Origin of the sequence: Bacteroides sp. GD17 (assembly GCF_038448625.1) — a bacterium.
Classification (GTDB): domain Bacteria; phylum Bacteroidota; class Bacteroidia; order Bacteroidales; family Bacteroidaceae; genus Bacteroides.
On record NZ_JBCEZS010000016.1, the window covers coordinates 1 to 13,409 of the forward strand.

Annotated in this window: 8 protein-coding genes and 1 CRISPR repeat array (1 of these 9 running past the window's edge); of the genes, 5 read left to right on the forward strand and 3 right to left on the reverse strand. The window is 50.4% G+C overall.

The annotated features are described in order from the left end of the window. Nucleotides 1-154, reverse strand: a 154-nt coding sequence (locus tag AAE250_RS19695; RefSeq protein ID WP_342289415.1) for a PD-(D/E)XK nuclease family transposase, incomplete at its 3' end; no start/stop codon positions are given. Nucleotides 155-328: 174 nt separating this feature from the next. Here AAE250_RS19695 and AAE250_RS19700 point away from each other — a divergent pair. The 5 genes from AAE250_RS19700 to AAE250_RS19720 all read left to right on the forward strand — a co-directional run bounded on the left by AAE250_RS19700 (nt 329) and on the right by AAE250_RS19720 (nt 9,753). Further along, nucleotides 329-2,080, forward strand: coding sequence for an AAA family ATPase (locus AAE250_RS19700; protein WP_342289307.1), 1,752 nt, complete (start codon nt 329-331; stop codon nt 2,078-2,080). Nucleotides 2,081-2,369: 289 nt separating this feature from the next. After that, nucleotides 2,370-3,968 carry an ABC-F family ATP-binding cassette domain-containing protein gene (locus AAE250_RS19705; RefSeq protein ID WP_342289308.1) on the forward strand — a complete coding sequence of 533 codons (1,599 nt, stop codon included), beginning with the start codon at nt 2,370-2,372 and terminating at the stop codon, nt 3,966-3,968. Between the two features lie 130 nt (nt 3,969-4,098). After that, a complete protein-coding gene (locus AAE250_RS19710; protein ID WP_342289309.1) occupies nt 4,099-5,592 on the forward strand; it encodes a 4Fe-4S binding protein in 1,494 nt (497 codons plus the stop codon). A 41-nt stretch (nt 5,593-5,633) separates the two neighbouring features. After that, nucleotides 5,634-7,037: an aldo/keto reductase gene (locus AAE250_RS19715; RefSeq protein WP_342289310.1), complete on the forward strand. Its 1,404-nt coding sequence runs from the start codon at nt 5,634-5,636 to the stop codon at nt 7,035-7,037. A gap of 829 nt (nt 7,038-7,866) precedes the next feature. Further along, entirely contained in the window at nt 7,867-9,753 is a 1,887-nt protein-coding gene (locus tag AAE250_RS19720) for a TonB-dependent receptor (RefSeq protein WP_342289311.1), read from the forward strand. Here the strand turns inward: AAE250_RS19720 and AAE250_RS19725 are convergent, their stop codons facing one another. Together AAE250_RS19725 and AAE250_RS19730 are read right to left on the reverse strand one after the other, a co-directional pair. Further along, entirely contained in the window at nt 9,754-11,199 is a 1,446-nt protein-coding gene (locus tag AAE250_RS19725; protein ID WP_342289312.1) for a hypothetical protein, read from the reverse strand. Then, nucleotides 11,192-12,760, reverse strand: coding sequence for an AAA family ATPase (locus AAE250_RS19730; protein WP_342289313.1), 1,569 nt, complete (start codon nt 12,758-12,760; stop codon nt 11,192-11,194). Before AAE250_RS19730 ends, AAE250_RS19725 begins: the two co-directional genes overlap by 8 nt. A 116-nt stretch (nt 12,761-12,876) precedes the next feature. Beyond that, a CRISPR array of direct repeats spans nt 12,877-13,409; the repeat unit is 47 nt; unit sequence GTTGTGATTTGCTTTCATTTTAGTATCTTTGAACCATTAGAAACAAC; it runs 664 nt beyond the window's last position.

The following is a 13,409-nucleotide window of genomic DNA, read 5'->3' on the forward strand; positions in this document are numbered from 1 at the left end:
GCATTTGTTCCTTATCCAGAAACGTAATGTCCGCTATATGTTTTTCCCCTTCCAACAGGTCGTTCAGAAAATCAATCAGCAGGTTCTTTGTGATAGACTGCCCGAATATCTTTTTAAACCCTATATCGGTAAAGGGATTGATAAATTTACTCATGTCTTTGTCGGCTTTATTTTTACCTGATACAAATATAGAGCTTTATTTTGTATTATACACTTTGTTACTTTGATTTTTAGTTTCTATCGGGAAAAGAACCGGTATTCTTTGCTAAAGCGGCAGAAAGCAAGTATCTTTGTCATTATAATAAGTATTCACCCAAAGCATACAGCTATGGAACAACTGATATTTCCCGATAGAAAACGCCTCCCCTACGGCATGATGAACTTCGCCCTTATCCGCCGCGAAGACTACTACTATGTGGATAAGACCCACTTCATCCCCCTGATAGAACAGGCAGACCGCTTCTTTTTCTTCATCCGTCCCCGCCGCTTCGGCAAGAGCCTGACGCTGAACCTGCTGCAACACTACTACGACATGTACACCCGCGACAAGTTCGACGAACTCTTTGGCGACCTCTACATCGGGAAGCATCCCACACCGGAGCGCAACAGCTACCTCGTGCTCTACCTCAACTTCTCCGGCATCACCGGCGAACTGAACGACTACCGCAAAGGACTGGACGCGCACTGCAGCATTACTTTCGAAAACTTCTGCCAGAAATATATCGACCTCCTGCCACAAGAGACCTTGGAAGGACTGCGTGCAGTCAATGGAGCAGTTGAACAGATAGATTACCTCTATCAAATCTGCGAACGCGCCGGACAAAAGATATATCTCTTCATCGACGAATACGATCACTTCACCAACGCCATCCTCTCCAACGCCGAAAGCCTGCACCGCTACACCGACGAGACGCATGGCGAAGGTTACCTGCGCGCCTTCTTCAACAAAGTAAAGGCAGGAACCTATTCCAGCATCGAGCGTTGCTTCATCACCGGCGTAAGTCCTGTGACCATGGACGACCTCACCAGCGGATTCAATATCGGCACCAACTACTCCCTCTCGCCGGAATTCAACCAAATGATGGGGTTCACGGAAGAAGAAGTGCACGAAATGCTGACCTACTATTCCACCACAAGTCCCTTCAGCCACACCGTGGACGAACTGATAGAGATAATGAAGCCCTGGTACGATAACTACTGCTTTGCACAAGAGTGTTATGGCGAAACCACCATGTACAATTCCAACATGGTACTCTATTTCGTTAAAAATTACATCATGCGTGGCAAAGTGCCCAAAAATATGATTGAAAGCAACATCCGCATCGACTACGAGAAGCTACGCATGCTCATCCGAAAGGATAAAGAGTTTGCCCATGACGCATCCATCATACAAACCCTGGTAAGCCAAGGCTACATCACCGGAGACTTAAAGGATGGTTTCCCTGCCGTCAGCATCACCAACCCCGACAATTTCATCAGCCTGCTCTACTACTTTGGCATGCTCACCATCAGCGGCACGTATAAAGGAAAAACCAAACTTACCATCCCCAATATAGTGGTGCAGGAACAGCTCTATACCTATCTGCTGAATACCTACAATGAAGCCGAACTTAGTTTCAGCAGTTACGAGAAGAACGAACTCGCCAGCGCCTTGGCTTATGATGGCGACTGGCAAACCTACTTCGGCTACATCGCCGACTGCCTGAAACGCTATGCCTCGCAGCGCGACAAGCAGAAAGGCGAATACTTTGTCCACGGCTTTACCCTGGCCATGACAGCACAGAACCGTTTCTATCGCCCCATCTCCGAACAGGACACACAAGCCGGATATGTAGATATCTTCCTCTGCCCGATGCTGGAAATATACTCCGACATGAAGCACAGCTACATCGTAGAGTTGAAGTACGCCAAATACAAAGATCCGGAAGGCCGCGTAGAAGAACTCCGGCAAGAAGCCATAGCACAGGCAAACCGTTATGCCGACACAGAGATTGTGCGACGTGCCGTGGGCACCACACAACTGCACAAGATTGTGGTAGTATATAAAGGAATGGATATGCCTGTGTGCGAAGAAATATAGACCGATTCTTACATTAACAACTACTTTTCATAGCGTTTACGACGCTATGAAAGTTTTTTGTGTTATCTTTGCACCCACTAACTAATTTAATTCCACCGATGAGAATATCTAAATAAAGACAACACATTTCGGTAAACATCACCTATCAACATGCTTTTTCAGACTGAACGCTGAGCATCACCACATGTGAATGTTTAGCCTATACTGTGTTTGTCTCCCACCCCTCCGAGAGTTTTATCCATGTGCCGCGCGGGCACATCCGTATTACCCCTTAACACAGTATCTATTTATGAGTATTATTATCAAAGACCTCAGCTATATCCACGCGGATAAGGAAATTTTGTTTTCACACCTCAACCTCATCGTCAATCCGGGAGAAAAAATGGCCCTCACCGGAAGCAACGGTTGCGGCAAATCTACACTGATGCGAATCATGGCGGGAGATTTATCGCCGAGTTCAGGCACGATACTCCGCCCCGAACATCTGTACTACGTCCCCCAGCACTTCGGACAATACGACCGTCAGACCATTGCCCGGACTTTAGGAATTAACCGCAAACTGGCAGCTCTCTACGCCATCCTTGCAGGTGATGCATCCGAGCAGCACTTCTCCGTGCTCAACGATGACTGGACCTTGGAAGAACGTGCCCAAACCGCCCTCAGCGCCTGGGGCATGGAAGGCATCTCTCTTGCCCACTCCATGGATGGACTGAGCGGAGGAGAGAAAACCCGCATCTTCCTGGCGGGCATGGAACTGCACAAGCCTACCACCATCTTGCTCGATGAGCCGACCAACCATCTGGACACCACCGGACGGGAACGCTTGTATGACTTCGTGCGCCGCACCTCCGCCACCGTCCTCGTCATCAGCCACGACCGCACGTTGCTGAACCTGCTGCCTGCCATCTGCGAACTTTCCCACCACGGACTGACGTATTACGGCGGCAATTACGATTTCTACAAAGCACAGAAAGCAGTACGTCTGAATGCCATCCAGCAGCAGTTGGAAGAGAAACAGAAAGCCCTGCGTCTGGCCCGGAAAACAGCACGTGAAGTAGAAGAGCGAAAAGCCAAACAGAGTGTACGGGGAGAAAAAGCCTCCATGAAGAAAGGCATTCCCCGCATCATGATGGGGGCCTTGAAGCAACATGCAGAAGAAAGCAGTAACAAACTGAAAAGCGTCCACACCGAGAAAGCGGAGAAGATGCAGCAGGAAATGGCTACCCTGAAGAGCTCTCTCCCACTGACCGACCGGCTGAAGACTGATTTCAATGCTTCACCCCTGCACGCGGGAAAGGTGCTGATTACAGCCAAAGAGATAAACTTCCACTATCCCGATGCAAGCTCCGAGCTTTGGCAAGCCCCCCTCAGCTTCCAGCTGCGCAGCGGCGACCGACTCTGCATCAAAGGCAATAACGGCAGTGGAAAGACCACTTTGTTGAAGCTCATCATGGGTGAGCTGCTCCCTACCGCCGGAGTGATGGAGCGTACCGACTTCACCTCTGTCTATCTGGACCAGGAATACTCCCTCGTCTGCAACGAACGCAGCATCTTGGAACAAGCGGAAGACTTCAACCACCGCCACCTGCCGGAGCATGAGGTAAAAACAATTCTGAACCGTTACCTCTTCCCCCGGGATGTATGGAACAAACCATGCAGCAAGCTGAGCGGCGGCGAGAAAATGCGCCTTTCCTTCTGTTGCCTGATGATTGCGGACAACACTCCGGATATATTCATATTGGACGAACCGACCAATAATCTGGACATCGAAAGCATTGAAATCATCACGGCAACGATACGCGATTATGCAGGTACGGTGATTACGATCTCGCACGATCAGGAATTTCTGAGAGAAACCAGGGTTGAACAAGAAGTATATCTTGCATAAATTGCCCTAAATCTGTAATATTGGTATAAACAACTGTTATTTATATACGGAAACTTATGCTAAAGTTCGTATATTTGCGACGTTTAACAAGAATCGGAACATATACTAACCACAATAATTACAACAACTTATGTTACGTACTATCAGACTAACCATTGCTATCTTATTTTTCATTCTCATCACGTTGTTGTTCCTCGATTTCACAGGGACATTACATGCATGGTTCGGATGGCTGGCAAAGATTCAGTTCCTGCCGGCCGTATTGGCACTGAATGTAGGCGTAGTGCTACTCCTCGTCGCCTTGACGTTGGTGTGCGGACGCGTCTATTGCTCTGTAATCTGTCCGCTCGGCGTATTTCAGGACATCGTATCCTGGTTCTCGGCCAAGCGGAAGAAGAATCGTTTCCGCTACTCGCCCGCGCTGAAAGGACTGCGCTACGGCGTATTGGGAGTATTCGTACTGGCTATTATTGCCGGGCTGAATTCCTTTGTCATGCTGCTGGCTCCTTACAGTGCCTACGGACGCATCGTCTCCAGTTTCCTTGCTCCACTTTATCAATGGGGCAACAACGGACTGGCCTATCTGGCCGAGCGTGCCGACAGTTACGCTTTCTACCAGACGGAAGTATGGATGAAAAGCCTCCCCACCCTCATCATTGCAGCAGTGACCCTGGTGGTGCTCATCGTGCTGGCATGGCGTGGCGGACGTACTTACTGCAACACCATCTGTCCGGTAGGCACCGTGCTCGGCTTTCTGTCTAAATTCTCTCTGCTGAAACCGGTGATTGACACTGCGAAGTGCAACGGATGCGGACTGTGCGCCCGCAACTGCAAAGCCTCGTGCATCAATGCCAAAGCCCATGAGATAGACTACAGCCGTTGCGTGGCATGCATGGACTGCATCGGCAAGTGCAAGCAAGGCGCCATCACCTACACGCGCCGCAAGCCTGCTGCAGCCACGATGCAGGAAGCCGGGGCAGGCGCGGAAAAAGTAAACAGTGCCCGCCGTGCTTTCTTCTCCACTTCGGCATTACTTGCAACAACTGCCGTCCTGAAGGCGCAAGAGAAAGTAGTGGACGGAGGATTGGCCACCATTGAAGACAAGAAGATCCCCAACCGTGCCACCGCCATCACCCCTCCGGGATCGTTGAGCGCCCGCAACCTGGCAAGTCACTGCACGGCCTGCCAGCTCTGCGTGTCGGTGTGTCCCAACCAAGTGCTGCGCCCGTCTTCCGACTTGATGAAGCTGATGCAACCCGAAGCATCGTACGAGCGCGGCTACTGCCGGCCGGAATGTACCAAATGCTCGGAAGTTTGTCCGGCAGGAGCGATACAGCCCATCACAAAGGCAGAAAAATCGGCTATTCAAGTCGGCCACGCCGTATGGATTAAAGAAAACTGCATCTGCATCACCGACAAGATGGAATGCGGAAACTGCGAACGCCACTGCCCGGTAGGTGCCATACAGATGGTATCGTCCGATCCGAAGGACGAAAAGTCCATCAAGATTCCCGTAGTCAACGACGAACGCTGCATAGGCTGCGGGGCATGTGAGAATCTTTGCCCGTCGCGCCCGTTCAGCGCCATCTACGTAGAAGGACATGGAGTGCACAGAACGATATAAGAAACGGTGATAAGTGTGATTAATGACATATATAATAGGATATGAAAAAAGAACCTCAGAATAAGATAAACCGCCGCGACTTCTTCAAACTCGCCGGCGCCGGAACGGTTGCCTCTGCCGCTGCACTATACGGCTGTTCCAACAAGAAAGAGAATTCAGACAGTGCATCTGCCGCCCTTGGCGAAGTGCCTACCGACAAAATGGTGTACCGCACCAATCCCACCACGGGCGACCGCGTCTCCCTGCTGGGCTACGGCTGCATGCGCTGGCCCACCCGCAAGCGCTCCGACGGCGAAGGCGACGAGATAGACCAGGAAGCCGTAAACGAGCTGGTAGACTATGCCATCGCCCACGGAGTAAACTACTTCGATACATCTCCTGCCTACGTGCAAGGACTCTCGGAACGTGCCACAGGCATCGCTCTGAAACGCCACCCGCGCGAAAAGTTCTTCGTCGCCACCAAGCTGTCCAACTTCAGTCCCAGCACCCAAAGCAGGGAAGGCTCCCTGGCCATGTATCGCAACTCTTTCAAAGAATTGCAAGTAGACTATATCGACTACATGCTACTGCACAGCATCGGTTCCGGCGGCATGGATGCGCTCCACGCCCGCTACCTGGACAACGGCATGCTGGACTTTCTGCTGAAAGAGCGCGAAGCCGGACGCATCCGTAACCTCGGCTTCTCCTACCACGGCGACGTCGAAGTCTTCGACTACCTGCTGTCCAAACACGACGAGTACAAATGGGATTTTGTGCAGATACAGCTCAACTACGTAGACTGGAAGCATGCCAAGGAGATGAACGACCGCAATACCGATGCCGAATACCTGTACAACGAACTGGTGAAGCGCGGTATTCCCGCCGTCATCATGGAGCCGCTGCTGGGCGGGCGCCTCTCCAGACTGAACGATCACCTGGTAGGCCGTCTGAAACAGCATCGCCCGCAAAACAGCGTAGCCTCCTGGGCCTTCCGCTATGCCGGCAGCTTCCCCGATGTGCTGACCGTACTAAGCGGCATGACGTACATGGAGCATCTGCAAGACAACCTCCGCACCTACTCTCCGCTGGAGCCCTGCACAGAAGAAGAACTTGCCCTGCTGGAAGACACCGCACAGCGGATGCTGCAATATCCCACCGTTCCGTGCAACGACTGCAAATACTGCATGCCCTGCCCCTACGGACTGGATATTCCTGCCATCTTGCTGCACTACAACCGCTGCGTCAACGAGGGCAATGTGCCCAAAAGCAGTCAGGACGAGAACTATCGCGAAGCCCGTCGTGCTTTCCTCATCGGCTACGACCGCAGTGTGCCGAAGCTCCGGCAGGCAAGCCACTGCACAGGCTGCAACCAGTGCAATCCACACTGTCCGCAGAACATAGACATCCCGAAAAAGCTACAGGAAATAGACCGGTTTGTAGAAGATTTGAAACAAGAAAAACTCTGATAAAACAACGTTCGATATAAGAGCGGCGAACCGGGGGCGTTTCGAGGCTCCGTACGCATACGGAAGGGCAAAACGCGGGCGTTTCGAGGCTCCGTACGCATACGGAGAGGCAAAACGCGGGCGTTTCGAGGCTCCGTCCGCAGACGGAGGGGCAAAACGCGGGCGTTTCAAGGCTCCGCAAGCAGGCGGAGGGGCAAAACGCGGGCGTTTCGAGGCTCCGCACGCATACGGAGGGGCAAAACGCGGGCGTTTCGAGGCTCCGCACGCATACGGAGGGGCAAAACGCGGGCGTTTCGAGGCTCCGCACGCATACGGAGGGGCAAAACGCGGGCGTTTCAAGGCTCCGTACGCATACGGAGGAGCAAAACGCGGGCGTTTCGAGGTTCCGCCCGCAGGCGGAGGGGCAAAACGCGGGCGTTTCAAGGTTCCGCCCGCAGGCGGAGGCAGAAACGCGGCAGTTTCGAGGTTCCGCCCGCGAGCGGAGGCATGAAAGTCGGATATGAGCCGCTCTCATATCCGATGATAGAAATGAATTGAAATGATAAACATGAGTATCTCAAACTCTCCCGCCTGAAAGGGGGAGTACCCCGTAGGGGGGAGGGGGTCTTACATAAGCAGAGAGTAACTTTGCAATACAGAGAGACTCTGCAATACATAAGTCCCTGCGGATGTAAGACCCCTCCGCCCTACGGGCACCTCCCCTTTCAGGCGGAGGAGTTTGAGATACTCTTGCCCATAACCTATCAGAAACGAACTAAATTTCTTATATCGAACTCACGCTAAAATAACATCGCACTTTGAACGGAAAATTTTAAAATAACCCCAAAACATGAAAAAAGAATCTGTATTACTTCTCGCCGTAGCCAGTCTTTGCGCTACGGCGGGATTAGCGCAAACTACTAAAGACAGTATACAAATAGCAAGAAGCCTCACCATAGACGAGGTCGTAGTAACCGGAACCCGAAATGAAACCGATATCCGGCATCTGCCGATGACCATTTCCATCGTAGGACGCAAACAACTGGAACAAAGCTACCAGCCTTCCGTCCTGCCTACGCTGACCGAAGAAGTTCCCGGACTCTTTGTCACAAGCCGCGGCATCATGGGCTACGGCGTGTCAACCGGTGCTGCCGGCGGCATGAGCCTGCGGGGTGTGGGCGGCAGTCCCACGGCAGGATTACTGGTGTTGATAGACGGACACCCGCAATACATGGGACTGATGGGACACCCCATCGCCGATGCCTACCAGACCATGATGACCGACCGCGTGGAAGTGCTGCGTGGCCCTGCATCCGTACTTTACGGGTCGAATGCCATGGGCGGCGTCATCAACCTTGTCACCCGCAAGATGCAGGAAGACGGCGTAAAGACAGACGCGCAAGTGGGCTACGGCTCGTACAACACCTTGCAGACCGAGGTTTCCAACCGCGTAAAGAAAGGACGTTTCAGCAGCGTAGTCACCGGTTCGTACAACCGGACCGACGGGCATCGTGACGACATGGAGTTCGAGCAATACGGCGGCTACGTGAAGCTGGGATACGACCTCGCCGATACCTGGAAACTGTGGGGCGATGTGAATATCACTCATTTCAACGCCTCCAACCCCGGTCCGGTTTCAGCCCCGCTCATAGACAACGATTCGCGCATCACACGAGGCATGACTTCGTTTGCGCTGGAAAACCATTACGAAAAAACCTCCGGCGCCCTGAGCTTCTTCTATAACTGGGGACGCCATAATATCAACGACGGATACAAACCCGGAGGCGAACCCCAAACATCCCACTTCAACTCCAAAGACCAGATGCTGGGCCTCTCATGGTATCAAAGCGCCACGCTTTTCAACGGCAACCGCCTGACCGCAGGTTTCGACTACCAGCACTTCGGCGGCGAATCGTGGAATAAGGTCCTGGCTACCGGCGAGCATGAGCCGGGCGTTGACAAACAAATGGATGAATTTGCGGGATATATCGACTTCCGCCAGGACATCAACAGCTGGCTGTCACTGGATGCCGGCATCCGTGTAGACTACCACTCGCACGTGGGCACGGAATGGATTCCCCAAGGAGGCCTGGCCTTTCACCTGCCCCAAAGCGCGGAGATGAAAGCAATGGTGAGCAAAGGTTTCCGTAACCCCACTATCCGCGAGATGTACATGTTCCCGCCGCAGAACCCCGATTTGCAACCGGAGAGTCTGATGAATTATGAGCTTTCCTTTTCACAGCGATTACTGGAGGGCGCCTTGTCTTACGGAATAAACTTATATTATATCAACGGAGACAATATCATTATGACAGACCCGACGCTTCGCAAGAATGTCAACTCCGGTGAAATAGAGAATTGGGGTGCCGAAGCCAACATCGGCTACCGTATCAACCCTCATTGGCGGATCAATGCCAATTATAGCTGGCTGCACATGGAGAATCCCGTCCTTGCCGCCCCGGAACATAAACTCTATGCAGGCGCAGACTATACAAAAGGCCGTTGGACCCTCTCAACCGGAGTACAATACGTAAAGGACCTGTACACCTCGGTTACTAAAGACCAGGAGAAGCAGGAAAGTTTCGTGCTTTGGAACCTCCGCGCCGGCTATCGTTTGTGCAGCATGGCCAACCTCTTCGTCAGAGGTGAGAACATGCTGGCACAACGTTATGAAATCAATGCAGGATTCCCCATGCCGAAAGCAACTTTCATGGGAGGGGTCAATCTGAGTTTCTGATCAATAACGCCGGGAGGGAGTATATTCAGCTTTGAAAATGCGGTCGAAGAAAGGCGCCCATTCATTCTCTGCAATGCCTATCTGCAAACCGTAGAAGTGTGTATCTGCCTCCCGGTATTCCCTAATTTTGTCAGTAAGGGCAGTCGGGACATGGGGTATCTTGAAATCGCTGACCCACAGAACATCCGCATTCATATATTCCTTCCTGGATTGCAGTAAACGGAATGTAGCTTCCATCATGCGTGTGGCATCCGTATCTCCGCAGGCCGTCCTTGAAAAGAATTCGAGCAGACGCGCCCGCTCTTTCCGGACATCAATCGGGTGAATAGAGACGGAGAAAGCTATCAGAAAGCAGTCCCGCTGCTGCCTGTCGGCTATTTCCAGCAGCTTAATGAGCAAGGAATGGGCAATCTTCTCCGGCTTTCCGCCCATGCTGCCGGAAGTGTCCAGGCAGACAATCATCGGTCCCTTCTGTCGGGCAGGTTTAGTTTCCAGACGTCTGGCGGGCTGCATTATTTCAGACTTATAGCGAAATGTCTGAAGCTTACGGGTCAGGTATTTGTAGACAAACAAATCTTCCAATTCGCTATCGGCACAATGTGCCAGTTCGATGGGCAGCAGGGCGTTGAGGTCATTACCTACGGTGATACCCAAAATATCGCATTTGGAAGCGTGTTCCAGTTTGTATACATCGCCCTCGGAAACGTATATCTGGTCCTGCCCTTCATCGTCGGCAATGCGCCCCATCTTATTCGCCACCTTCACAATCTCAGGATGCTCCCTTTGAATGCGGACTATTTTCCTTATACGCTCGAAATCCACCGTATTCCACATGCCGCTCATCAGTCCCCATGCCTGGAAGAACTCGTCTTTGTCGATCTGTTTCTGCCGGATATACTCCGGAATGTCTTTCAGATTGGAACGGAGCCTGCGTTCCAAGGCATCTTTACGGAATTCTATTTCCTTTTCTTTCTGGTCCTGCATCTTCTGCTGAAAAGCCTCTTCCCAGTCGTCCACCATCTTCTCCCAAACTTCATCATCGGCATACTTGCCTTCAGTACCAAACTGGCTTCTATAAAAGCGCTGGTCGAAACCATACTCCTGATACTTATCTGAGATTTGTTGCATCAATGCCTGCCAACCGTCTTTCCGCTTCTTTATCGACCATTCCAGTACAAGCTTCATTTCATTCCGCTCCGACTGGCTCTTCTGCAAGTTATATTTCTCCTTTTCCAGATTCAATTGGATAAATTGAATCATGGTGTCGTAAAAAATACGGGCACAGATGTCGTCGCTCAGGACCTGGATTTTAATCATCGGTTCGTTCATCACAGACAGCAGATAGGCATACAGCGGCTCCTTGCTGTCCGCTGCACATTCTCCGGTCTTTACGAACTTATCCAGTGCCTGTACATAGAAGGCAGCATCGTATCTGCTGTTACTCATCACCGTAGCATAGTTTGCGCACATCAACTCTCGCCCAGGCTATTTCTTTCCGGATAGTGGCTACATATTGCACTATGCTTGCCACATCGGTACGGGAAGCGAAGATGTTTTCCGATAAGTCCTGTACCAGCCGGTTTATCTTCCCGGTAACGGCTTCCAACTCTGCCTCATAGTCTCGGTCGGTAATGGACAAGTTACCAAACCACAATTGCTGTTCTTCTCCCTTCTTCAGGCGCCTCATCGGGAAACGTACGCCATTGATATAAAGATGTCTGTCGTCCCGGTAAAGAGTAATGCGTTCAGCTCCCTCTTCTTTCATCTGGCTGATGTCCGAGAAGGCGCGGATGATTGTACGCTTCGGATTCAACGGATCTGTGTACATCACTCCCATGGCTGGAGCATCCTTGGCGTTATACTCTTTCATGTTTTTATAGTCCACAATAAAGATGTAGGTATTTCCCGTTCCATGGTTCTCTACCTGATAATAGAAATGATCTGTTATCAACAAGTCATCATCCCGTCGGTCTCCATTCAGCCGCGCTCTGTCCAGCGCCTCGCGAACGCGACTGACTTTTAAATCGGATTTCAAAGATGAGGTGATGGCAGCAATATCTTTTACATAAAGGGCAAACAAAGAGCGGATGACAATCCGGCGGATCTCGGCACACTCATCCGGCTCACTCCACAGGCAATGGTAGATAGGAAGCATATCGGTGATGTTGACTTCCGTACGTCCGTGTACGAAAGCAGAGGTCTTCAGTAATCGTACAATATTCTTCCAACGGCGGTCACTCACATAGACGTTGCGATGCAGTTCGGATTCTTGCATATCCACCTTTGTCAGGTTCTGACGAATGGTGGTGATACAGGACAAGACTTCGGAAGGTACTGTTATTTTGCTTATTTCTTTTTGCCATTCGTCGTATTCTTCATTAGAGATCTGCCATTCGGAAGCATGGACGTTTTGCCGATCGACGGTATTCCGCTCGTCACAATCATCCAACAGCATTTTGTAGAATGCTTCCTCCTGCTGTATGCATGTACTGACGATACGGATCAAAAAACGATCCCACAATGCTTCCAACCCTTCTCCTTGTGTAGGCAGTTCATTACTGGCTGCCACCAGCAATTTCAAAGGGAGTCTTAGCTCCCGGTCTCCATTTCTGAACAGTTTTTCATTGATTACCGTCAGCAACGTATTTTGTATAGCCGGCCCGGCTTTCCATATTTCATCCAGAAATACAACATCCGCTGTAGGCAAGTATCCTTCTATCGCCCGCTCATACTTATCCGATTCCTTCAGTCTGCTAATACTCACCGGACCAAAAATCTCATCCGGCGTAGAGAAACGGGACATCAGATATTCAAACGCCCTTGCACCCACAAAAGCTTCTTTCAACCGTCGAGCCACCATCGACTTGGCTACACCGGGAGGGCCCAGCAGCAATATGCTTTCGCCTGCCAAAGCAGCCAGCAAAGACAGTCCTATTTCAGCTTCTTTCTCATATACTCCACGATTCATTTCAGACAAGAGCAATTGGATGCGTTGTTTTATGTTCATTCTTTTATTATTCACAATCAGATTATATTTCAAAGAAGGTACAAAGATAAGGAATTGAAAGGAGTATCGGAAAATATAAGATTTTGTTTTTTGATGAGAAAGAATCCCATTCCCAGGTTGTGATTTGCTTTTATTTGATTATCTTTGAATCATTGAGAACAACCCGTAATCTGTAGCGAATCCTGCTTTAAGGGTTGTGATTTGCTTTCATTTTAGTATCTTTGAACCATTAGAAACAACGTGGTGTCCCATTTCCACCAGTTGCCGTTAGTTGTGATTTGCTTTCATTTTAGTATCTTTGAACCATTAGAAACAACAATAACAATTAAACAGCCGGCGTGGGTAACGTTGTGATTTGCTTTCATTTTAGTATCTTTGAACCATTAGAAACAACCTTTTCACCTGACCGGATTGTAGTAAAGTAGTTGTGATTTGCTTTCATTTTAGTATCTTTGAACCATTAGAAACAACAAAGGTTCTTGTTGGAGTCAATCAGAGCTTGTTGTGATTTGCTTTCATTTTAGTATCTTTGAACCATTAGAAACAACTCTGGTGTGTTGTAAACACGAAGGTGGTAAGTTGTGATTTGCTTTCATTTTAGTATCTTTGAACCATTAGAAACAACTCCCGAATTCCACTTCAGCGGAGC